The sequence below is a fragment of the Pseudomonas sp. SJZ074 genome, assembly GCF_007828215.1.
Lineage (GTDB): Bacteria > Pseudomonadota > Gammaproteobacteria > Pseudomonadales > Pseudomonadaceae > Aquipseudomonas.
The window spans coordinates 16,725-39,510 of the sequence record NZ_VIUE01000040.1 but is presented as its reverse complement, the minus strand read 5'-3'; the positions used below and the strand labels follow the sequence as shown (position 1 = coordinate 39,510).

23 protein-coding genes are annotated in these 22,786 nt (G+C 61.8%); 6 read left to right on the top strand and 17 right to left on the bottom strand.

The window, feature by feature from the left end; genetic code table 11:
- Positions 1-144 precede the first annotated feature (144 nt).
- The 11 genes from pcaC to pcaR form a co-directional block, all read right to left on the bottom strand.
- Positions 145-537 (bottom strand): 4-carboxymuconolactone decarboxylase, encoded by a 393-nt coding sequence (gene pcaC / locus FBX99_RS26830; RefSeq protein ID WP_144929281.1) that lies wholly within the window; start codon positions 535-537, stop codon positions 145-147.
- 10 nt (positions 538-547) lie between these two features.
- A complete protein-coding gene (gene pcaD / locus FBX99_RS26825) occupies positions 548-1,339 on the bottom strand; it encodes a 3-oxoadipate enol-lactonase (RefSeq protein WP_145133508.1) in 792 nt (263 codons plus the stop codon).
- Between the two features lie 12 nt (positions 1,340-1,351).
- Positions 1,352-2,716, bottom strand: coding sequence for a 3-carboxy-cis,cis-muconate cycloisomerase (locus FBX99_RS26820; protein ID WP_144929285.1), 1,365 nt, complete (start codon positions 2,714-2,716; stop codon positions 1,352-1,354).
- Positions 2,717-2,732: 16 nt separating this feature from the next.
- Positions 2,733-4,028 carry an MFS family transporter gene (locus FBX99_RS26815; RefSeq protein ID WP_047701827.1) on the bottom strand — a complete coding sequence of 432 codons (1,296 nt, stop codon included), beginning with the start codon at positions 4,026-4,028 and terminating at the stop codon, positions 2,733-2,735.
- Between the two features lie 172 nt (positions 4,029-4,200).
- A complete protein-coding gene (gene pcaG, locus FBX99_RS26810; protein ID WP_144929287.1) occupies positions 4,201-4,767 on the bottom strand; it encodes a protocatechuate 3,4-dioxygenase subunit alpha in 567 nt (188 codons plus the stop codon).
- A 1-nt stretch (position 4,768) separates the two neighbouring features.
- Positions 4,769-5,473: a protocatechuate 3,4-dioxygenase subunit beta gene (pcaH, locus tag FBX99_RS26805; protein WP_144929289.1), complete on the bottom strand. Its 705-nt coding sequence runs from the start codon at positions 5,471-5,473 to the stop codon at positions 4,769-4,771.
- Positions 5,474-5,510: 37 nt separating this feature from the next.
- Positions 5,511-6,716, bottom strand: coding sequence for a 3-oxoadipyl-CoA thiolase (gene pcaF, locus FBX99_RS26800; protein ID WP_178111913.1), 1,206 nt, complete (start codon positions 6,714-6,716; stop codon positions 5,511-5,513).
- The gene (locus FBX99_RS26795) at positions 6,713-7,492 is read right to left on the bottom strand and encodes a CoA-transferase subunit beta (protein WP_144929293.1); all 780 of its coding nucleotides are present in this window, start codon (positions 7,490-7,492) and stop codon (positions 6,713-6,715) included. Before FBX99_RS26795 ends, pcaF begins: the two co-directional genes overlap by 4 nt.
- Positions 7,489-8,349 (bottom strand): CoA transferase subunit A, encoded by an 861-nt coding sequence (locus tag FBX99_RS26790; RefSeq protein ID WP_144929295.1) that lies wholly within the window; start codon positions 8,347-8,349, stop codon positions 7,489-7,491. The genes FBX99_RS26795 and FBX99_RS26790 overlap by 4 nt, the downstream gene beginning before the upstream one ends.
- Positions 8,350-8,632: 283 nt before the next feature.
- Positions 8,633-9,979: an MFS transporter gene (locus tag FBX99_RS26785; RefSeq protein WP_144929297.1), complete on the bottom strand. Its 1,347-nt coding sequence runs from the start codon at positions 9,977-9,979 to the stop codon at positions 8,633-8,635.
- Positions 9,980-10,109: 130 nt separating this feature from the next.
- The gene (gene pcaR / locus FBX99_RS26780; RefSeq protein WP_047701834.1) at positions 10,110-10,952 is read right to left on the bottom strand and encodes a pca regulon transcriptional regulator PcaR; all 843 of its coding nucleotides are present in this window, start codon (positions 10,950-10,952) and stop codon (positions 10,110-10,112) included.
- Positions 10,953-11,513: 561 nt separating this feature from the next.
- On the opposite strand from pcaR, the gene FBX99_RS26775 reads away from it, so the two are divergent.
- Positions 11,514-11,714: a hypothetical protein gene (locus tag FBX99_RS26775; RefSeq protein ID WP_080686273.1), complete on the top strand. Its 201-nt coding sequence runs from the start codon at positions 11,514-11,516 to the stop codon at positions 11,712-11,714.
- 353 nt (positions 11,715-12,067) lie between these two features.
- On the top strand, positions 12,068-13,543 hold the full coding sequence (locus FBX99_RS26770) for an inorganic phosphate transporter (RefSeq protein WP_055128078.1): 1,476 nt from the start codon (positions 12,068-12,070) through the stop codon (positions 13,541-13,543).
- Positions 13,544-13,809: 266 nt separating this feature from the next.
- Here FBX99_RS26770 and ccoM read toward each other — a convergent pair whose 3' ends face one another.
- The 3 genes from ccoM to FBX99_RS26765 form a co-directional block, all read right to left on the bottom strand.
- A complete protein-coding gene (gene ccoM / locus FBX99_RS29405) occupies positions 13,810-13,926 on the bottom strand; it encodes a cytochrome c oxidase subunit CcoM (protein WP_306085252.1) in 117 nt (38 codons plus the stop codon).
- Positions 13,927-14,070: 144 nt separating this feature from the next.
- Entirely contained in the window at positions 14,071-14,232 is a 162-nt protein-coding gene (locus FBX99_RS28990) for a hypothetical protein (RefSeq protein ID WP_178111905.1), read from the bottom strand.
- Between the two features lie 97 nt (positions 14,233-14,329).
- The gene (locus FBX99_RS26765) at positions 14,330-14,671 is read right to left on the bottom strand and encodes an aspartate-semialdehyde dehydrogenase (RefSeq protein ID WP_144929299.1); all 342 of its coding nucleotides are present in this window, start codon (positions 14,669-14,671) and stop codon (positions 14,330-14,332) included.
- 247 nt (positions 14,672-14,918) lie between these two features.
- Between FBX99_RS26765 and rapA the strand changes: the two genes are divergently transcribed.
- Positions 14,919-17,765, top strand: coding sequence for an RNA polymerase-associated protein RapA (gene rapA / locus FBX99_RS26760; protein ID WP_145133504.1), 2,847 nt, complete (start codon positions 14,919-14,921; stop codon positions 17,763-17,765).
- A gap of 134 nt (positions 17,766-17,899) precedes the next feature.
- Here rapA and FBX99_RS26755 read toward each other — a convergent pair whose 3' ends face one another.
- The 3 genes from FBX99_RS26755 to FBX99_RS26745 form a co-directional block, all read right to left on the bottom strand.
- Positions 17,900-18,778, bottom strand: coding sequence for an ATPase (locus FBX99_RS26755; RefSeq protein ID WP_144931521.1), 879 nt, complete (start codon positions 18,776-18,778; stop codon positions 17,900-17,902).
- Between the two features lie 107 nt (positions 18,779-18,885).
- Positions 18,886-19,869, bottom strand: coding sequence for an NAD(P)-dependent oxidoreductase (locus FBX99_RS26750; protein ID WP_144931518.1), 984 nt, complete (start codon positions 19,867-19,869; stop codon positions 18,886-18,888).
- 76 nt (positions 19,870-19,945) lie between these two features.
- The gene (locus tag FBX99_RS26745) at positions 19,946-20,851 is read right to left on the bottom strand and encodes a LysR family transcriptional regulator ArgP (protein WP_178111911.1); all 906 of its coding nucleotides are present in this window, start codon (positions 20,849-20,851) and stop codon (positions 19,946-19,948) included.
- Between the two features lie 85 nt (positions 20,852-20,936).
- Here FBX99_RS26745 and FBX99_RS26740 point away from each other — a divergent pair, with 85 nt between their 5' ends.
- The 3 genes from FBX99_RS26740 to FBX99_RS26730 all read left to right on the top strand — a co-directional run bounded on the left by FBX99_RS26740 (position 20,937) and on the right by FBX99_RS26730 (position 22,716).
- Positions 20,937-21,338, top strand: coding sequence for an ACT domain-containing protein (locus FBX99_RS26740; RefSeq protein ID WP_144931512.1), 402 nt, complete (start codon positions 20,937-20,939; stop codon positions 21,336-21,338).
- 5 nt (positions 21,339-21,343) lie between these two features.
- A complete protein-coding gene (locus tag FBX99_RS26735) occupies positions 21,344-21,946 on the top strand; it encodes a LysE/ArgO family amino acid transporter (RefSeq protein ID WP_144931525.1) in 603 nt (200 codons plus the stop codon).
- Positions 21,947-22,119: 173 nt separating this feature from the next.
- A complete protein-coding gene (locus tag FBX99_RS26730; protein WP_144931510.1) occupies positions 22,120-22,716 on the top strand; it encodes a superoxide dismutase in 597 nt (198 codons plus the stop codon).
- Positions 22,717-22,786 lie beyond the last annotated feature (70 nt).

Sequence of the window (22,786 nt, the reverse complement as noted above, 5' to 3'; positions counted from 1 at the left end):
GTGGCGTGTGCAGTATCGACGGTCGTCGAAGATTCAATGTGGGAACGAGCCTGCTCGCGAAGGCGCAGGTACATTCAGCATCATCGCCAACTGACATACCGCTTTCGCGAGCAGGCTCGCTCCCACAGGGGATTGATGGCGGCCTTAAGTTCGGGACTCAACCCCGAGCTCATCCCACACCGACTCGGCCAGGTGGAACGTGGCGTTGGCGGCAGGAATGCCGCAGTAGATGGCGCTCTGCATGATCACCTCCTTGATCTCGCCACGGCTCACACCATTGTTGGCGGCGGCACGCAGGTGCAGTTTGAGTTCTTCGTTGCGGTTCATGCCGATCAGCATGGCGAGGGTGATCAGGCTGCGGGTGTGGCGCGGCAGGCCCGGGCGGGTCCAGATGTCGCCCCAGGCGTGACGGGTGATCATCTCCTGGAATTCGCTGTTGAACTCGGTCAGGGCATCGAGGCTGCGATCAACGTGGGCATCGCCCAGCACTGCGCGGCGGACTTGCATGCCTTCGTCGTAACGTTGTTTCTCGTCCACAAAAAACTCCTCAGGCGTCGAGCAGAAAATCCAGCACCCGCGTACTGAACGCAGCGCTGGCCTGAACATTGGAAAGGTGTGCGGCACGGAACTCGGCGTACTGCGCCCCGGCGACCCGCTCTTGGATAAAATGCCCGCCCGACGGCGGCGTCACCGCGTCTTCTGTACCGGCAATCACCAACAGCGGCACATGGATCGACGCCAACTGCTCGCGGAAGTCGGCATCACGCACCGCCGCACAGTTGGCGGCATAGCCCTGAGGCGAAGTGGCAGCAAGCATATCGGTGATTTTCTGGGCCTTTTCTGGATAAGCCTCGGAGAAATCCGGCGTAAACCAACGGGCAATCGAGGCATCCCGCAGCGCCACCATGGCCGCCTTGCCGTCACGCAGTACGGTTTCGATGCGTGGGTTCCACATCGATGGGTCACCGATCTTGGCCGCGGTGTTGCACACCACCAGCTTGTGCAGCCGCTCGCCGGCGTTGATGCCCAGCCACTGGCCGATCAGACCGCCCATGGACAAACCGCAGAAGTGCACCTTGTCGATACCCAGCGCATCGAGCATCGCCAGCACATCGCGACCCAGTTGTTCGATGCTATAAGGCCCTTCGGTGACCAACGACCGGCCGTGACCACGGGTGTCGAAACGCAGTACGCGAAAGTGCTCACTGAACGCTGCTACCTGCTCGTCCCACATGTTCAGGTCGGTCCCCAATGAATTGGACAGTACCAACACCGGGGCGTCTTGCGGCCCGTCGAATCGATAGTTCAGTTCGCCGTCGGCGAGTTTGACGAATCCCACAACAGTCTCCTTTCAGACCTTCAAGGCAAGGTGTTCGGCCACTGCCCGGGCGACCCAGGTCTGGGCCTGGCCGAGGTAATGGGCGGGGTTGAGCAAATGATCGAGTTCGGCCGCGGACAAGTGTGCGCAAACCTGGGATTCGTCCCCCAATACGTCGCGCAGGTGACGCTGTTCGGCCACCGCACGCTTGCAGCACTGCTCCAGTAGATGGTGCGCGGTGTCGCGTCCGACACGCTGGGCCAGGACGATGCTCACCGCTTCGGCCAGCACCAGGCCCTGGGTCAGGTCGAGGTTGCGAGCCATGCGCGCCGCGTCCACCTCCAGCCCTTCCGCCAGCAACCGCGCCTGTTGCAGGGCACCGGACACCAGGCAGCAGATCTCCGGCAGGGTTTCCCATTCGGCATGCCAGAGGCCCAGGCTGCGCTCATGCTCCTGGGGCATCGCACTGAACAGCGTCGACAACAATCCAGGCACCCGCGTTGCCGCACCAATCAGTACCGCCGCGCCCACCGGGTTGCGCTTGTGGGGCATGGTCGACGAACCGCCCTTGCCCGGTGCCGACGGCTCGAACGCCTCGCCGGCCTCGGTCTGCATCAACAGGCTGATGTCGCGGCCGAGCTTGCCCAGGCTACCGGCGATCAGGCCCAGCACCGAGCCGAACTCCACCAGTCGGTCGCGCTGGGTGTGCCAGGGTTGTTCCGGCAGCCCCAGTTGCAGCTCGGCGGCCAGGGCTTCAGCGACAGGCAGCGCCTGTTCGCCCAATGCGGCGAGCGTTCCGGAGGCACCGCCGAATTGCAGCACCAACAAGCGCGGCTTGAGTTCCGACAGACGCTGGCGGCTGCGGGTGATCGCTCCCAGCCATCCGGCGATTTTCATGCCCAGGGTCACCGGAGTCGCATGTTGCAACCAGGTGCGCCCGGCCAACGGTGTAGCGGCGTAGCGCTCGGCTTGTCGGGCGAGGATAACCGCCAGTTGCGCCAGCTCCCCCTCGATCAGTGCCAGCGCCCGGCGCAGCTGCAAGACCAGGCCGCTGTCCATCACGTCCTGGCTGGTAGCACCCAGGTGCACGTAACGCTCGGCCTCGGCGCTCTGGCTGGCGATGCGCTTGCCCAATGCCTTGACCAGCGGAATCGCCGAATTGCCGGCACTGGCAATCGCTTCGCCCAATGCCGAAAAATCGTACAACCGGGCCTGACAGGCCCCCTCGATGGGAGCCACCACGTCCTGGGGGATCAGCCCAACCCGCGCTTCGGCCCGGGCCAGTGCCGCCTCGACGTCGAGCATGGCTTGCACCCGGCCGGCATCGCAGAACACCTCGCGCATGTCGCGGGCGGTGAAGTAGGCATCGAACAGCTGATTGCCCGGTCGTTCGTTCATAAACAGTCCTAGGGTGTCAAAGGTCGTGATGCAAATACGTCGGTTGCTTCGGCAGACGCAGGCTGAACAGGAACGCCACCACCATCATGACCGTGACGTACCAGTAAAAGGCGTTTTCCATGCCTTGGGCTTTCAGGCTCAAGGCAACGTACTCCGCCGAACCGCCAAAAATCGCATTCGCCACCGCGTAGGCTAACCCTACTCCCAGGGCCCGCACTTCGGGTGGAAACATTTCAGCTTTTACCAGGCCGCTGATGGAGGTGTAGAAGCTGACGATTGCCAGAGCCAGGGTAATCAGGACGAACGCCAGGAATGGGCTGCTGATGCTTTTGAGGGTCAACAGGATCGGCACCGTGCACAAGGCCCCCAACGCGCCGAACCAGAGCATGGAGTTACGGCGACCGATCTTGTCCGCCAGCATGCCGAACAGCGGTTGCATGCACATGTAGAGAAACAGTGCGCCGGTCATGATGTAACTGGCGGTCTTGGCATGCAGGCCCGCCGTGTTCACCAGGTATTTCTGCATGTAGGTGGTGAACGTATAGAAAATCAGCGAGCCGCCGGCGGTGTAGCCCAGCACGGTGATGAACGCGGCCTTGTGGTCGCGAAACAGCGCGGCGATGCTGCCGGCATCCTTGTTCTCGCGCATTTCCTTGCTGCTGGTTTCCTTCAGGGAGCGGCGCAGGAACAGGGAAATCAATGCGGCCACGGCACCGACCACGAAGGGAATCCGCCAGCCATAGGCACGCAGTTCGTCTTCGTTGAGGAACTGTTGCAGGATCACCACCAGCGACACGGCCAGCAGTTGCCCGCCGATCAACGTCACGTACTGGAACGACGCGAAAAAACCGCGCTGGCCCTTGAGGGCGACTTCGCTCATGTAGGTGGCGGTAGTGCCGTACTCACCGCCCACCGACAAACCTTGGAGCAAGCGGGCGAACAACAGCAACACCGGCGCCCAGACGCCAATGTCCTTGTAGGTGGGCAGGCAGGCGATGAGCAACGAGCCGAAGCACATCATCAGCACCGAAATCATCATCGAATTCTTGCGCCCGTGACGGTCTGCCACCCGGCCGAAAATCCAGCCGCCGATCGGCCGCATCAGGAACCCGGCGGCGAAGACACCGGCGGTGTTGACCAGTTGCACCGTGGGGTTGTCGGACGGGAAGAACGCCGGCGCGAAATAGATCGCGCAGAACGCATAGACGTAGAAGTCGAACCATTCGACCAGGTTGCCGGAGGAGGCGCCGACGATGGCGAAGATGCGCTTGCTGCGTTCTTCGCCGGTGTAGTGGCTGGTTAAGGTGGTCATGGATTATTCACTCTTGGGGAATCGACAAAGTCTAGACACACTTCGTAACAGCCCCGTTCCACAGTATCGCCTTGTGGGAGCGAGCCTGCTCGCGACAGCGGTGCATCAGTTGCCAGCGATACCGGCTGACCTGACGCCATCGCGAGCAGGCTCGCTCCCACAGATAAAGCCATCAGTAGTCGAAGAACACCGTCTCGGCATCCGTCCCCTGCAGAATCACATTCCACTGGTACACGCCCGACGCATCGGGTTTGCTCACGATGGTGGCGCGACGTTCTTCAGGTACGCAGGCCAGCAGCGGGTCGGCTTCGTTGGCCGGTTCGCCGTCGAAATAGATACGCGTCAGCAGGTGCTTGACCAAGCCACGGGCGAAGACCAGTACCACCAGGTGCGGGGCCTGTGTCGTGCCGCCCAGGCCCGGCACGGTGCCCGGCTTGATGGTGGTGAACCGGAAGCGCCCCTCGGCGTCCACCGGCACCCGACCGAAACCTTCGAAATGCGGGTCCAGGGGTTTGTCCTGATCGTCTTCAGGGTGGGCGTATTTACCGGCGGCGTTGGCCTGCCAGACTTCCAGCATCGCGTCGTTGACGAACTCGCCGTTGCCGTCGATCACCTGCCCGGTGATCGCCACGCGCTGGCCGAGGGTTTGGGCGACGGTCATGTCTTCGCGGTTCAACCAGGTCAGGCCGATGTGGTAGTAAGGGCCGACGGTATGGGACGTGGTGGCGGTAAGCGTCATCTTATTTCTCCATCGGCGTGGCGTCGCGGCCACGCAAGACGATGTCCCAGCGATAACCGAGGGCGTAGTGAGGGATGGTTTTTTCCAGGTCGAAACTGGCGATCAGGCGCTCCTTGGCGCTGGTGTCCGGCACGCAGTTGTAGATCGGATCGTAGGCCAGCAGCGGGTCGCCGGGGAAATACATCTGGGTCACCAGGCGCGTCAGGATGCTCGGCCCGAACAACGAAAAATGGATATGCGCCGGGCGCCAGGCATTGTGGTGGTTGCCCCAGGGGTAGGCGCCGGGCTTGATGGTCTGGAACTGGTACCAGCCGTCGGCATCCGTGATGGCGCGACCGGTGCCGGTGAAATTCGGGTCCAGCGGCGCATCGTGTTTATCGCGGTCATGGTTGTAGCGACCGGCGGCGTTGGCCTGCCAGATCTCTACCAGAATGCCCGGCACGGGATGGCCGTTCTCATCCAGCACACGCCCATGAATGATGATCCGCTCCCCCAGGGGTTCGCCGGCATGCTGGGCGGTCAGGTCGTTGTCGTTCTCCTGCACACGGTCGGCGCCGATGATCGGGCCGGTGATTTCCGACAGCGAGTGAGGCAGATGCACCAACGGCTTGGACGGCGAGCGCAGGTTGGTGGACTGATACGGCGGGTGCAGGTACTCCGGCTGGGTGCCCGCTTGGGGGCGACGGTAACCAGGCTTGTCAGTCATGAAGCATTCCTCGGTTTCTTATGAGTAGTACGGTGCGTCAGACGCGCTCGATAGCCAATGCCAAGCCCTGGCCGACACCGACGCACATGGTCGCCAGGCCTTTCTTGCCGCCGGTCTTTTCCAGATGATGCAGCGCCGTCAGCACCAGTCGCGCCCCGCTCATGCCCAATGGATGGCCGAGTGCGATGGCGCCGCCGTTCGGGTTGACCTGCGGCGCATCGTCCGCCAGCCCCAATTCGCGCAGCACCGCCAGGCCCTGGCTGGCAAACGCTTCATTGAGTTCGATCACATCGAAATCGGCGACTGTCAGGCCCAGACGTTCCGTCAACTTGCGCACCGCCGGCACCGGGCCGATGCCCATCACCCGTGGTGCCACGCCAGCACTGGCCATACCCAACACTTTGCCGCGAGGGGTCAGGCCGTGTTTCTTCACCGCTTCGGCCGAGGCCAGGATCAACGCCGCCGCGCCGTCATTCACACCCGAGGCGTTGCCGGCGGTGACGGTCTTGTCCGGGCCGTTGACCGGTTTGAGTTTGTTCAGGGCTTCCAGCGTGGTATCGGCGCGGGGATGCTCGTCCTGTTCGACCACGGTTTCGCCTTTCTTGTGGGCAATGCGCACCGGTACGATTTCTTCGGCGAAAAATCCTGCGGCCTGGGCCGTCGCCGTGCGTTGCTGGCTGCGTAGGGCGAACGCGTCCTGGTCGGCACGGGACACCGCGTAATCGTCCGCCACGTTATCGGCGGTCTGGGGCATCGCATCCACGCCGTACTGGGCTTTCATCAAGGGGTTGATGAAGCGCCAGCCAATGGTGGTGTCTTCCAGTTTCATGTTGCGGGAAAACGCCGCGTCGGCCTTGCCCATCACGAACGGCGCACGGGACATCGACTCCACGCCGCCAGCGATGGCCAGTTCCATTTCGCCGCTGGCGATGGCGCGGAATGCCGTGCCAATGGCGTCCATGCCCGAAGCGCAGAGGCGGTTGAGGGTCACGCCGGGAATGCTCTCTGGCAGCCCTGCCAGCAACAGCGCCATGCGCGCCACGTTGCGGTTGTCTTCGCCGGCCTGGTTGGCGCAACCGAGGAACACCTCGTCCACCGCACTCCAGTCCACCGATGGGTTGCGCTCCATCAGCGCCTTGATCGGCACGGCCGCCAGGTCATCGGCGCGCACCGCGGCCAAACCACCGCCGAAGCGGCCGATGGGGGTTCGAATCGCATCACAGATATAAACGTCGCGCATCAGGCTTCTCCCGGTGCCTGGCCGTGAGCCGCCGCCGTGCGAGCTTCCAGATCGCGCAGTGCGCGCAGCTCCACGTCAGTCGGCTCGGCGGTGGTGTGCACCTGGTCGGCGAAACGGATCGCCCATCCGGTAGCGGCGATGACCTGCTCGCGGGTCACGCCGGGGTGCAGTGAAGTCACCACGAATTCATGGGTGCCGGCTTCCGGCTCCATGATGCACAGGTCGGTGATGATACCCACCGGCCCCGCACCCGGCAGGCCCAGGCGCCTGCGGGAATCACCGCCCTCGCCGTGACCGACCGAAGTGATGAAGTCCAGCTTATCGACGAACGAACGCGCCGACTGCTTGAGGATGATCAACACGCTCTTGGCCGAGCCGGCGATTTCCGGTGCACCGCCGGCGCCCGGCAGGCGGACTTTTGGCTGATGGTAATTGCCCACCACCGTGGTGTTGATGTTGCCGAAACGGTCGACCTGTGCCGCGCCAAGGAAACCGACGTCGATACGCCCACCCTGCAGCCAGTAGCGGAAAATTTCACCGGTCGGTACGACGGTATCCGCCGTTTCAGCCAGCTCACCATCGCCAATGGACAGCGGCAACACGCTGGGTTTGGCACCAATCGGGCCGGACTCGTAGATCAGCACGACATCCGGCGACGAGGTCAACCGCGCCAGGTTGGCCGCTTTCGATGGCAGGCCGATGCCGACGAAGCACACGGCGTTGTTCTTCAACCGACGGGCCGCGGCGACGGTCATCATTTCGTTGGTGGAGTACGTCATTGTTTCGCCTCCGAAGCGGCTGCCAGTTTGGCCTGCAATTCACTGAAATCCCGGGTGCCATGGATGTATTCGTTGATCCACGCGGTAAAGGCCTCACGGTCCCGGGCGATGGCATCCCACGCCTGGTAGAAACGATTGTCACGCTCGGTGTAGCCGTGGGCGTAGGACGGATGAGCACCACCGGGCACATGGCAGACCGCGCTCAAGGCCCAGGTCGGCAGGACGCAGGCATTCATCGGTGCGTTCAGGTCGTCGACGATCTCTTCCACGGTGACGATGCAGCGCTTGGCAGCCAGGGCGGCTTCTTTCTGCACACCGAGGATGCCCCACAGCAGCACGTTGCCCTTGCGGTCGGCTTTCTGGGCGTGGATCACGGTGATATCGGGACGTACCGAAGGCACCGCGGCCAGGACTTCACCGGTAAAGGGACAGGTCACGCTTTTGATCAGCGGGTTGACTTTCGGCAGATCGGAACCGGCATAGGCCCGCAGCACGGCGAACGGCAGGCCGGAGGCCCCGGCGACATAGGCATTGGCCAGGTCCGCGTGGCTGTGTTCCTCGATCTCCAAAGGTTGCGGCCATTGCTTTTCCACGGCATCGCGCAAGCGGTGCAGCGAACCCACGCCCGGGTTGCCGCCCCAGGAGAAAATCAACTTGCGCGCACAACCTGCGCCGATCAACTGGTCGTAGATCAGGTCCGGAGTCATCCGCACCAGGGTCAGGTCTTTCTTGCCCTGGCGGATAATTTCATGACCCGCCGCCGTCGGAATCAAGTGGGTGAAGCCTTCGAGGGCGACGGTATCGCCGTCGTTGACCAATTGCTTCACCGCGTCGTGCAGCGAAAGGATTTCAGCCATGGGCAGGCTCCCGTTTTCCAGTGGACCGACATGAAGAAAAAGGCGCGAGGTTCAGCGCCGGAGTGACTGAAGATTAAGCTGCGGGAAAAGCCCAAACAATCCGATAATCGACTGAGTGTTCGTTTATCGAACAGATTGTTGTTTGGCTATCGATTAATCCAGAGAAGCAAAATTCCTGTGGGAGCGGGCTTGCTCGCGAAAGCGGGGTGTCAGCCAACACAGATGTTGAATGTACCTATGCCTTCGCGAGCAAGCCCGCTCCCACAAAAAATCAGCACGCGAGTCAGGTCGCATCCGCATGGCTGACCATGCCCTTGATCACCACTGCTGCGGTCGCCAGCGCTGCTGGAACGACCAGCGCGGTCAATACCTGCTCGAAGTTCCAGCCCAGGCCCAACAGCGTCGCGCCCATCCAGGCCCCGAGAATGGCACCGAACCGGCCGATGCCCAACATCCACGATACCCCCGTGGCCCGGCCTTGGGTCGGGTAGAAGCGCGCCGCCAGGGAAGGCATCGCCGATTGCGCGCCGTTGACGCACATCCCGGCCACCAGCACCAGGGTGGCAAGCAGGGTGATGCTGCCCAGGCTCTGCCCTACGGCGTAGGCAAATAACCCGGCCATCAGGTAGAAAAAGCCGATGACCTTGTGGGGATTGAACCGATCCATCGCCCAGCCCACGCCCACCGCGCTCAAGACACCGCCCAACTGGAACAGCGCACCGATGAAAGCGGCCTGCTCCATGCTCGCGCCACTGTCACGCATCAGCGTCGGCAGCCAACTGGTCAACAGGTAAACGATCACCAGGCCCATGAAATAGGTGAGCCACAGCAGCAACGTACCGGCGCTATAGGTGCCGGAGAAAATCACCGCGAGCACGTTCCGGGCCTTCACGGTTTTCTGCTCGGGCACACTGAAGCTGGCCGCCTGGGCAATGGTGGCCGGGTCGATCGGCGCCAGGGCCTTGCGTACCTTGTCAGCGCCACGATTGCGCACGAGCAGGTAGCGCGCCGACTCCGGCAGCCAGAACAGCAGCACCACCGCCAGGATCAATGGCAGGATCCCGCCGATCAGCAGCAAGCTGTGCCAACCGAACGCCGGTATCAATTTGGCCGAGATGAAGCCGCCGCCGGCCATCCCCAGGTTGAACCCACAGAACATGCTGGTCACCAACAGGGATTTCTTGCGCTCCGGGGTGTACTCCGACAGCAAGGTGGTGGCGTTTGGCATCCCCGCGCCCAGCCCCAGGCCCGTCAGGAAGCGCAGCACCAGCAACTGCTCGACATTGGCGCTGTACGCCGACGCCAGGCTGAACGCACCGAACAGCACGACCGCGCCCACCAGCACGACTTTTCGCCCGAAGCGGTCAGCCAGTGGCCCTGAGCCCAGTGCACCGAAAACCATGCCGATCAGCGCCGCGCTCATGACCGGGCCGAGGCTGGCGCGATCGACGCCCCAATCCTGGGACAGGGCCGGGGCAATGAAGCCCATGGCCGCCGTGTCGAGGCCATCGAGGAAGACAATCAGGAAACAGAGGATCACCACACGCCACTGGTAGCGCGAAATGGGTTGCGCATTGATGAAGGACTGTACGTCGAGGCAATGGCCTACGGAGGTCTGAGGCTGGTTCATCGTATCTCTCATTATTATTGTGCCGGGCAGATCGGACCCGATTGCGCCGGATGACGCTGCCGCGACATTAATGAGGCTGGATAAATACCGTCAATTGACCCGAGACGTCTCTGTGCGTTTATCGAACAGCTTAAGCGAACAACTGCGCGCTCAGGTCCCGGCTGGCCCCCAACAGACTGGGCAGGAACCGCTGCTCCAGCTCCGTGCGGCTGACACGTCCGGCGTGGGTACTGACATTCAGCGCCGCCACGACCTGGCCGGAAGCATCGTAGACCGGAACGGCAATGGCCCGCAGGCCCTGCTCCAGCTCCTGGTCGACGATGCACCAGCCTTGCAATCGCACCTGCTGCAGACATTCGAGCAGCGCCTCGGGGGTGTGCAGCGTCCGGCTGGTCTTGGCCTGCAGGTCGGCATGGTCGAGATAATCACGCAGCGAAGCATCATCCAGGGCCGCCAGGAGAATCCTGCCCATGGAGGTGCAATAGGCCGGCAGGCGTCCTCCGACGGACAGGTCCACGGAAATCAGCCGCTGGGTGGTGGCCGATCGGGCGATATAGAGAATGTCGTCGCCTTCAAGGGTCGCCATGTTACAGGCCTCGTGCAATTGCTCACTCATGCGATCCAGGTACGGCTGGGCAGAAACCGCCAGCGGCGTCGACGACAGATAGGCGTGGCCGAGGGTCAACACCTTGGGCAGCAGCGAATAGGTGCGCCCGTCGGTGGTGGCGTAGCCGAGCTTGATCAACGTGTGCAGACAACGCCTGACGGCGGCACGAGGGATCTCGGTGCGATGGCTGATCTGTGCAATGGTCAGGTGCCGCTTGCGCTCCTGGAAGGCTTGCACCACGGCCAGCCCGCGGGCCAGGGACGTCATGAAGTCCGGGTCGCCGGTCAGGGCCTGAATCCGTTTGGCCGGTGAGGCGACAATCGGTGGCGCGACTGAAGAGAAGGCGTTGCGCAATTGGTCGTTCATGTCTGGTACTTCCCCGGCAATGACGGTCATTACAAACGGCGGCCTGAGGTACGACAAGGGCTGGCCCCTCAAGACCGTGCGATTATCGAACTCCGGGCCGATAATCGCAATCGACGAAACCGACCGCGGAAATTGCCCGACCGCCCGCGAATCCGATAATGAATCTGAACAGCGGCATCAGGCACATTTGACTTTGAACAACGAGGTTGCAATATTGAACTTGTCGCCTTGAACGGCGCGAGGGTATCGGCACCGATGGTATTGCTTGAAACGTAATTGCCAGAAGTTGCACATGCAAACATGGGTTCACATAACAATCCGCCCTTTTAGTATTTCCCGATAGTGTTCTTCGGGTGGACCGCTATAATGCAACTCAGTGACGGCAAGGCCCATCGGCCCGCTCCGTCCTCAGGTGCCTGAAGCCCCATGGCCGCTTCCCCTGTATCGGCAACAACACGAAGCCCTGATGCTACGTCAGCTGTCAGCTCTGGTGCCGTGGCCGTCTGCGTGGATACATGCAGTGCGTATCACCAGATTCAATTCACTTTGCTAGGTAATACTGTGACGAAAGACGAACTGCGCGCGGAACTTGAGCGCCAGGAACAACGTTACAAGGAAGTTTACGGCGGGGAAGTCACCACCTACGCCGCCCAACCTGAACCGGAACGCAAACCCTGGCGTAAACGCGCCACTGTTCAGGATCAGGCCTTTTCCCAGGAACTTCAGAAAATGGAAAAGGAACTCAGGCCCGAAGAGCGATAACACGCTTTCCGTGGAAACAGTATCCGGTCGCCACCCCGACCGGACACTGCGCTGGCCGCCCGTCATGAGCGGGCCGCCCTCTCCTTCCGCCATAGGGTGGAGGAAGTCGTAACTGACTTTCTTTTCAGATATTTCATACAACTACGTGGTGCCCTGCTCAGCCTCGGCGCCCCTCGCTCACCTGGCTTTTAACCCCGGAATCAATGGGTTGCGCCGCCCTCGAAAAACCTGCTCCCAGAAGGTTTCCTACAAATTATTTCGTTGAAGAATGTTACCAATGAGCAGGCAGTGCATCGATCAACGTGGTTTTCTGGCATAATCGCGCCCCCTTATGACCGGGTCAGAAAACCTTCATGATCGATTTATTCAGCGGACTGGATGCTTGGGTGCTTGTGAGCCTCTTGCTCGCCCTGGCTTTTGTCCTCGCCTTCGAGTTCATCAACGGCTTTCATGACACCGCTAACGCGGTTGCCACTGTTATCTACACCAAAGCGATGCCGCCGCACCTGGCGGTGTTCTTTTCCGGGGTGTTCAACTTCCTCGGCGTGCTGCTGGGCGGCGTGGGCGTGGCGTATGCCATCGTCCACCTGTTGCCCGTGGAACTGCTGATCAATGTGAACACCGGACACGGGCTGGCGATGGTGTTTTCGCTGCTCGCTGCCGCCATCACCTGGAACCTGGGTACCTGGTACTTCGGTATCCCGGCGTCCAGCTCCCATACGTTGATCGGTTCGATCCTCGGCGTGGGCCTGGCCAACGCGTTGATCAACGACATCCCGCTGGGTGACGGTGTGAACTGGCAGAAGGCGATCGATATCGGCGCCTCGCTGGTGTTCTCGCCCATGGCCGGCTTCCTGATTGCAGCCCTGGTGCTGATTGGCCTGAAATGGTGGCGACCGCTGTCGAAGATGCACAAGACACCGGAACAACGTCGCAAGATCGACGACAAGAAGCATCCTCCGTTCTGGAACCGCCTGGTGCTGGTAATTTCGGCCATGGCCGTCAGTTTCGTTCACGGTTCCAACGATGGTCAGAAAGGTATCGGCCTCATCATGCTGGTGCTGATCGGCATCGTGCCGGCGCAATTCGTACTCGACCTGAGCAGCACCACCTACCAGATCGAGCGCACCCGTGACGCGACCCTGCACCTGAGCCAGTTCTACCAGCGCAACAGCGAATCCCTGGGCGAATACCTGGCGCTGGGCAAAAGCGTGCCGGGCGACCTGCCGGAGAAATTCCGTTGCAACCCGCAGCAGACCGAACCCACCATCAACGCGCTGCTCGACACCCTCAAGGGCGTGGCCGATTATCACTCGCTCCCGTCGGAAAGCCGCATCGAGGTTCGCCGCTACCTGCTCTGCCTGGACGACACGGCCAAGAAGGTCGGCAAGTTGCCAAACCTGGCGGCCCGCGAAAAAGACGACCTGAACAAACTGCGCAAGGACCTGACCGCCACGACCGAATACGCCCCGTTCTGGGTGATCCTGGCCGTTGCCCTGGCGCTGGGCCTGGGCACCATGGTGGGCTGGAAGCGTGTGGTGCTGACCATCGGCGAGAAAATCGGCAAGCAGGGCATGACCTACGCCCAGGGCATGTCGGCGCAGATCACCACGGCGTGCATGATCGGCCTGGCTAACGTCTTCAGCCTGCCGGTATCCACTACCCACGTGCTGTCCTCCGGCGTGGCCGGCACCATGATTGCCAACAAGAGCGGCCTGCAAGGCGGCACGGTGCGTAACATCCTGCTGGCCTGGGTGCTGACCCTGCCGGCAACGGTGGCGCTGTCGGCCGGGTTGTTCTGGCTGGCTTCCAAGGCCCTGGGCAGCTGATTCCAGCGCCTTACAAAAAAGGTGCGATCCTTGCGGGGTCGCACCTTTTTTTATGCCAGTTGCTTTATCCCTGTGGGAGCGAGCCTGCTCCGGGCGGCGATCCGACGATAGCGGTGGGTCAACCACCATTGATATTGGCTGAACTGACGCCATCGCGAGCAGGCTCGCTCCCACAGGGGATTGTGTGCAGACAGAAATTTCGCACAAAAAAAAGGGCGACCGAAGTCGCCCAAAATGCCTTGCGTGCTCGTTGCAGTTGGAAAGACTTACGGCTTTTTGCGCCTGTGTGCATCTTTCCAGATGAATAATCCAAAAACGGCAAAAAATACGAACATGAAGCCGACCGTCAACATTCCGGCAAACACCACATTGTCGAAAAACATGATTGGCCTCCTGGTCCCGCCCCTGTTGTGTTGGAGCCAGGTTAACCAATCGAGCCAGGGTGAACATTGACCGGGGTCAATAACGCTCACGACCGAGCGAAAAGGAAGGGGAATAACTGATTTGCATCAATGGATCGAGAGGAGTCAGCGTTTTTTCGGCTTGCTCTTGGGCTTTTTCTTGGTTTTGCCCAGGGGCATCGCCTGCTCGAAAGCCTGGCGGACTTCGTTAAGGCGTTTTTCGTTGAGGTCGTGAACACGCTTGGCGCGCTCAGCGTTGAGGTCAACCAGTTTGTCGTCTTGGCTCATGGCGTGTCGGCATCATGCAGTGAAGTGCGAATATGCCCATGATGGGGGCTATCGGCTGCGTTGACCAGCCCGTGCGTGGACAACTCAACTACAGGCATCAGATCTGGATATCGACCCACAGGCCCTGGCGCGCCTCATCGTCGATCAGGGGCTTCACCGGCACGGTATTATCGGCGTTGAGCTCGGTCCCCGGTATGGCCAGGTGTTCCTCGGGGTCTTCACCGGCCTCGCGACGGCGCCTGTCACGCTCCTGTTGGCGACGCTGCTCCTCGCGCAACAACAGCGCAGCCTCTTCCGGATCGCGCTTTTGCAGGTCGATGGTGCTTTCGCTGGAGGTTTGCTGTACCGGGACCACAGGCGGGATGTCCGGTCGCTGGCGGACTGGATCCTGTTGTGCAGTGATGGGTACGGCGCTCAAAGGGAGCGTGGGTAGCAACATAAAAGTCTCCTGTCATCAGGCTATCGGCTGCGGCGCAGGAGGCTTGAACCGCTGGTCCGAAACTTGTGACCCGGTTGGCATTAATGCAAGGCAGGCACAAGCCTGTTTGATCGCGAAACTTGCTGAAGTTCCATCGGACCGGTCGAGGAAGTGGCGGTCATAACAGTCCGTTACGTGCGTAATTCCTTTGGTCTGAGGGATCATTCCGTTAAGATAACCGGCTTTTTCAAGGCGGGAGTCAGGCAGCATGGCGCAGCAGTATCAACCGGGGCAACGCTGGATCAGTGACAGCGAAGCCGAGCTGGGTTTAGGCACCGTTCTGGCACAGGACGGCCGCTTGTTAACCGTGCTCTATCCGGCCACTGGCGACACTCGCCAGTACGCGCTACGGAATGCGCCTCTTACACGTGTACGGTTCTCGCCGGGCGACGTGATCACTCATTTCGAAGGTTGGAAAATGACCGTGCGCGAAGTCGATGATGTCGACGGGCTGCTGGTCTATCACGGCCTCGACGGGCAGAACGAAGTTGTCACCCTGCCGGAAACCCAGCTGTCGAATTTTATCCAGTTCCGCCTGGCCAGCGACCGACTGTTCGCCGGCCAGATCGACCCGCTGGCCTGGTTCTCCCTGCGTTACCACACCCTGGAACACACCAGCCGCCAACTGCAGTCCCCACTCTGGGGCCTGGGTGGCGTTCGGGCCCAGCCCATTGCCCACCAGTTGCACATTGCCCGGGAAGTGGCCGACCGCATTGCACCGCGGGTATTGCTGGCGGACGAAGTGGGGTTGGGCAAGACCATCGAAGCCGGCCTGGTCATCCATCGCCAACTGCTGTCCGGACGCGCCAGCCGCGTATTGATCCTGGTTCCGGAAAACCTCCAGCACCAGTGGCTGGTGGAAATGCGCCGGCGCTTCAACCTGCAGGTTGCCCTGTTCGATGAAGAACGCTTTATCGAAAGCGATGCGAGCAACCCGTTCGAAGACACGCAACTGGCGCTGGTGGCGCTGGAATGGCTGGTGGACGACGAGAAGGCCCAGGACGCGCTGTTCGCCGCCGGCTGGGATCTGATGGTGGTCGATGAAGCCCATCACCTGGTGTGGCACGAAGATCAGGTCAGCCCCGAATACGCGCTGGTCGAGCAGCTTGCCGAGACGATCCCCGGCGTACTGCTGCTGACCGCGACGCCGGAACAATTGGGCCAGGACAGCCACTTCGCCCGCCTGCGCCTGCTGGACCCGAACCGCTTCCACGACCTCAAGGCCTTCCGCGCCGAGAGCGAAAACTACCGCCCGGTGGCCGAGGCCGTCCAGGAGCTGCTGGACAAAGGCCGCCTTTCGCCCGAGGCCCACAAGACCATCCACGGTTTCCTGGGCAACGAAGGCGAAGCGCTGCTGACCGCCGTCAATGATGGCGACGTCGAAGCCAGCGCCCGCCTGGTCCGCGAGTTGCTGGACCGCCACGGCACCGGCCGCGTGCTGTTCCGCAATACCCGCGCCGCCATCCAGGGCTTCCCGGAGCGCAAGCTGCACGCCTATCCGCTGCCATGCCCGGACGAATACCTCGAGCTGCCCTTGGGCGATCACGCCGAGCTGTACCCGGAAGTCAGCTTCCAGGCCCAGCCGGATGCCAGCGAAGAAGAACGCTGGTGGAAATTCGACCCACGCGTCGAGTGGCTGATCGACCAGTTGAAAATGCTCAAGCGCACCAAGGTCCTGGTGATCTGTGCCCATGCCGAAACCGCCATGGACCTGGAAGATGCCTTGCGCGTGCGCTCCGGCATCCCGGCCACGGTGTTCCATGAAGGCATGAACATTCTCGAGCGCGACCGTGCCGCCGCGTACTTCGCCGACGAAGAGTTTGGCGCGCAGGTGCTGATCTGCTCGGAAATCGGCAGCGAAGGGCGCAACTTCCAGTTCGCGCATCATCTGGTGCTGTTCGACCTGCCTTCTCACCCGGACCTGCTGGAACAGCGGATCGGTCGTCTGGATCGGATCGGCCAGAAGCACACCATCGAGTTGCACGTGCCGTACCTGGAAACCAGCCCGCAAGAGCGGCTGTACCAGTGGTACCACGAGGCGCTGAACGCCTTCCTCAACACCTGCCCGACCGGCAACGCCTTGCAGCATCAATTCGGTCCGCGCCTGCTGCCCTTGCTGGAAGAGGCCGACGATGGCCAATGGCAAGCGTTGATCGACGAGGCCCGCGCCGAACGCGAGCGCCTGGAGAGCGAGCTGCACACCGGTCGCGACCGTTTGCTGGAACTCAACTCCGGCGGTGCCGGGGAAGGCGATGCACTGGTGGAAGCCATCCTTGAACAAGACGATCAGTTCGCCCTGCCGATTTACATGGAAACCTTGTTCGACGCGTTCGGCATCGACAGCGAGGACCATTCGGACAATGCGCTGATTCTCAAGCCGAGCGAAAAAATGCTCGATGCCAGCTTCCCGCTGGGCGACGACGAAGGCGTGACCATCACCTACGACCGCAACCAGGCACTGTCGCGCGAAGACATGCAGTTCATCACCTGGGAACACCCGATGGTGCAAGGCGGCATGGACCTGGTGCTGTCTGGCTCCATGGGCAACACGGCTGTCGCGCTGATCAAGAACAAGGCCCTCAAGCCCGGCACCGTGCTGCTGGAATTGCTTTACGTCAGTGAAGTGGTAGCCCCACGCTCGCTGCAACTGGGCCGTTACCTGCCTCCGGCCGCCCTGCGCTGCCTGCTGGACAGCAACGGCAACGACCTGGCGGCCCGGGTGTCGTTCGAGACCTTGAACGATCAGCTCGAAAGCGTACCCCGTGCCAGCGCCAACAAGTTCATCCAGGCCCAGCGTGATCAACTCACGCCGCGCATCAATGCCGGTGAAGAGAAAGTCGCCCTGCGGCATGCCGAACGCGTGGCCGAAGCCCAACGCCGCCTGGCTGCCGATACTGATGAAGAGCTGGCCCGTCTGACCGCCCTGCAAGCCGTCAACCCGACCGTGCGCGACAGCGAGCTGGTCGCCCTGCGCAAACAGCGCGAACAAGGCCTGGCGATGCTGGAAAAAGCTGCCCTGCGCCTGGAAGCGATCCGGGTGTTGGTGGCGGGCTGATCAGCCCAGGTAATACAAAAAAGGCCCGCAGCGATGCGGGCCTTTTTTGTGTGCTGAGCACCCCCTTCACGACACCCCGAGCCACTGTGTGCGAGCCTGCTCGCTCCCACAGGTGGGGTGGTGTTAAAAACCTATCACTGCCCCCGGGCGCTGAGTTGCTGTTGAAGGTTCTGGATCTGCGCTTGCAGCGTATTGATGTTGCGGGTGACCTGGCCGCGGAAGGCATCGAATTCGGCCGTGCCGCCTGAGCGGTTATCCTGCTGGCTCTTGAGCACCATCACCTCCTGCTCCAAACGCTCGATGGCGGGGTTCTGGCTATTCCTTTTCAGGGCAGTGATATCGGCACCGATGCTCTTGAGCTGGGCATCGAGCGCGCCGCCTTCCCCCTGGTTCTTCAGGGTAGTCACTTCAGCCGCCAGAGCCTTGACCTGGGCTTGAAGCTCTTTGTTGGCCGCTTGCAATTGCGTGCTGGTGTTCTGCTGTTCAGTGGCCTGGGCGATGAGCTGGGCCAGTTCCTTGTCCAGGTCGGCGGATGGACCGAAGGTGGCTTGCTGTTGCCTGTACTGCTCTTGCAGCTTGCTTTCGAACAGCCGGGCCTGGTCTTGCAGCTTGTTGTCCAACTGCTTGACCTGCAGCTTCAAGGCTTCACTGTCGCTCATGACATTGGACTGGCCAGCCACCACCTTGCCGGAAATGTCCTGCAAGCGCCCCGCCGCGTCCTCACTGATCCGCGCGAAACTCTCCTGGGTCGCCACCAACTGCTGCTCCATCAGGGAAATCTGCTGGAAGCTCCACCAGGCCAGGAAGCCGAACGCACACAGCAACGCGCCGACCAGTGCCCACAGCGGTCCGGTGCTCGGCCCCTTGACCTTGGCCGCCGCCACGGGTGTCGGGCGCGCTTGCACATGCGCCTGACGGTTGGGCAGGAAGTCATCGTCATCGGGGACGTCGGCGCGCATCCGCAGGCTCGGTACATCGTCGAAGTCGTCGTGTTCATCATTACGCGTGGGCATGGATTCAACCTTTGAAAAACCAGTAATGGCTCGATGCGGCGAGTATAACCCCCTCGCCCACCGCACCCATTGACCCCGAACCCGGCACTCGGTTCATGACGGGCCGATCAGCGGGCTTTCCACCAAGTGCAGAATTCATCGAGGGCGGTCCACAGGCTGACCTGCGGATCGTAATCGAGATAATGCCGGGCCCGGCTGATGTCGAGGGTGAAATTTTTGTTCATGACCTGCATGCCCAAGCGCGACAGCGTCGGTTCGGGACGACCCGGCCACAACTTGCAGGCCCCTTCGTTCAACGCTGCAATGCTGTAGGCCAGCCCGTAGGAACGGTAACGCCTGACTTGTGGGACGTCCATCTGCCGCATCACATAGTTGACTACGTCCCACAGCGGAATCGGCGTTCCATTGCTGATGTTGTAGGCCTGGCCCAAGGCTGAGCCGGTGACCAGCAGACTGCTGAGCAACGCCTCGTTGAGGTTGTGCACGCTGGTGAAATCCACCTTGTTCAAGCCGTTGCCAACAATCGCCAACCGCCCCTTGCGCTGCATGTTCAACAGCCGCGGGAAGATGCTCATGTCACCGGCACCGGTCACGAAACGCGGCCGCAGGGCCAGCACCTCAAGGCCGAACTCCTGGGCGCCGAAGACTTTCTGCTCGGCCAGGTATTTGGTGGCGGCGTAGGGATGGCCGAAGCGCTTGGGCACCTGCTCTTCGGTCAACCCGAAGTGGTCGCGGCCATCGAAATAGATCGAGGGTGACGACAGGTGAACCAGGCGCCGGACCTTCTGCTTGAGGCAGGCCTCGACAATATTTTCCGTGAGCTGGACGTTGCCCTGGTGAAAATCCTGATAACGCCCCCACAACCCCACGGAGCCGGCGCAATGCACCACGGCCTCGACATCCAGGCACAGATCACGGGCCAGCAGCGGATCGCCCAGGTCCCCCGGGACGAATTGCGCACCGCGACGCACCAGGTGTTCCACGCTCTCGGCCCGACGTCCGTTGACCCGTACATCCAGGCCCTGCTCCAGGGCGAAACGCGCAAAGCGCCCACCGATGAAGCCGCTTGCGCCGGTAACCAGAATTTTCATGAATGCCCCCAACCCATGCAGTGGCGAGCGTCGAGCCGCCACGGCAAATTAATCTGCGTCGCTTGCGGCTTGACGCTCATTGCGGTGCCCAAGGCACCAGCCAGCGCTTTGAGAAGCGAATCAACTGATCGGTCAACAACCCGAGCAACTGTCCACCGTTGCGCCAATGATGCCAGTACAAAGGCACATCGATCGGTTTATCTGCCAGCAACTCCACCAACACACCACGCGCCAGTTGTTCGCGCATCTGCAGTTCCGGCACCAGCCCCCAACCAAGCCCCGCTTCGGCGAGGCGGATGAAACCTTCGGAAGAGGGACATAAATGGTGCTCGAAACCGCCTTCGACACCGAGGGAAGCGAGGTAGCGGTGCTGCAGGAAATCATCCGGGCCGAACACCAGGGCCGGCGTGCGAGCCAATTGCTCGGCGCACACACCATCGGGAAAGTGCCGGGCGATGAAGGCCGGGCTCGCCAGGGCCCGGTAGCGCATGGCGCCCAGCAAGACGCTGCGAGCCCCGGCCACCGGCCGCTCGCTGGCGCAAACACACGCCGCCACTTCGCCAGCGCGCATGCGTTTGAGACCCACGGTCTGGTCCTCGACCACCAAGTCCATCAACAGATGATGTTCGGCGCAGAAATCGCCCACGGCTGCCGCCCACCAGGTCGCCAGGCTGTCGGCATTCAGGGCGATGCGCAGGCGTTCTGGCAGGCCCTCTTCATCCAGGGCCGGCACCAGGCTTTGCAGATCGCGCTCCAGCAAGCGCACCTGCTGCACGTGGTTGAGCAAACGACGACCGATCTCGGTGGGGGCTGGCGGCGTAGCGCGTACCAGCACGGGTTGGCCGACGCGCGCCTCCAACAGCTTGATCCGCTGGGAAATGGCCGATTGGGACAAACCCAGCACTTGGGCGGCGCGCTCGAAGCCAGCCTGCTCCACCACCGCAGCCAAGGCCGCCAGCAGTTTGTAATCGAACAACAGTATTCCTAATGAGCAATCAGCAAGATTGGTTTTTCTTATACAGCTTTCGACCGGAAAATGACCAGCATCACTTGAGAAGGAACGAGCCATGTCTGGCGAAACATCATTGAACACCCTGCTGCGCAGCATGAGCCCGCAGCTCAATCAGGGCCAATACGTGTTCTGTAGCCTGCCTGACGGCCGGGTCCCCACGGGCATCACAATCGTCGGCAGCTTTCTCGAGCGAGAAGGACTGACGGTGATCCTGGAAAAATCCCAGGCGCAGAAGGCAGGGCTGGGCTTCGACTACGTCGCCGCCTGGATCACCCTGGAGGTGCACTCCGCCCTGCAGGCGGTAGGCCTGACCGCAGCCTTCGCCACGGCGCTGGGCAATGCCGGCATCAGTTGCAATGTGATCGCCGGTTACTACCACGACCATCTGTTCGTCGGTCACGACGACGCTGAACGAGCCATGGCTGCGCTCCAGCAACTGGCCGCGAGCGGGGAGTAATGATGATGTGGCAAAGCTATGTGAACGGGCTGCTGGTAGCCCTCGGGCTGATCATGGCCATCGGCGCCCAGAATGCATTTGTGCTGGCCCAGAGCCTGCGTCGCGAACATCATTTGCCCGTGGCTGCGCTGTGCGTCACCTGCGATGCGCTGCTGGTCATGGCCGGCGTATTCGGGCTGGCGACGCTGCTGGCCCAGAGCCCGTTGCTGCTCTCTATTGCCCGCTGGGGAGGTGCGGCGTTCCTGCTCTGGTACGGCAGCCTCGCCTTGCGCCGGGCCTGTTCGAAGCAGAGCCTGCAACAAGGTGAAAACCAGGCCGTGCGCTCGCTGCGGGCGGTGTTGCTCAGTGCGCTGGCGGTGACGCTGCTCAACCCTCACGTCTACCTCGATACCGTGCTGCTGATCGGTTCTCTCGGTGCCCAGCAGAGCGTGCCCGGTGCCTATGTCATGGGCGCCGCCAGTGCCTCGCTGGTGTGGTTCTTTACCCTGGCCTTCGGCGCCGCATGGCTGGCTCCCTGGCTGGCTCGCCCGAGCACCTGGCGGATCCTCGACCTGTTGGTGGCGGTGATGATGTTCGCCGTGGCGGTGCAGTTGATCGTCATGGGCTGATATTCCAAACCGCTCTGGAACCTCTATTCCACACAGTTGTTGCGTGGTTATGCCGCCCCCCCGGTGCTATGATCCGACCTTGCGCCGCAAAGAGTACAAACTCCCCGGCGCAAGTCCGGCCGCCCGTGATCGGCCTTGCGCTCACCGCAACTGACCTGATTAGGAGAATCACCATGGCTTTCGAATTGCCGCCGCTGCCTTACCCACACGATGCACTGCAGCCGCACATCTCCAAAGAGACTCTGGAGTTCCACCACGACAAGCACCACAACACCTACGTCGTGAACCTGAACAACCTGGTGCCTGGCACCGAGTTCGAAGGCAAGACCCTGGAAGAAATCGTCAAGACTTCCTCGGGCGGCATCTTCAACAACGCCGCTCAGGTCTGGAACCACACCTTTTACTGGAACTGCCTGGCGCCCAACGCCGGCGGTCAACCTACCGGCGCACTGGCTGAAGCCATCAACAGGGCCTTCGGTTCGTTCGACAAGTTCAAGGAAGAGTTCAGCAAGACTTCCATCGGCACCTTCGGTTCCGGCTGGGGCTGGCTGGTGAAGAAGGCTGACGGTTCCCTGGCCCTGGCCAGCACCATCGGCGCCGGCAACCCCCTGACCAGCGGCGACACCCCACTGCTGACCTGCGACGTCTGGGAACACGCCTACTACATCGACTACCGCAACCTTCGCCCGAAATACGTCGAAGCGTTCTGGAACCTGGTCAACTGGAAATTCGTGGCCGAGCAGTTCGAAGGCAAGGCTTTCACCGCCTGAGTTTCGATCCGATGCCCAAAAAAGAGCCCGGCATTTTGCCGGGTTTTTTTTGCCCGGCATAAATCCCCGC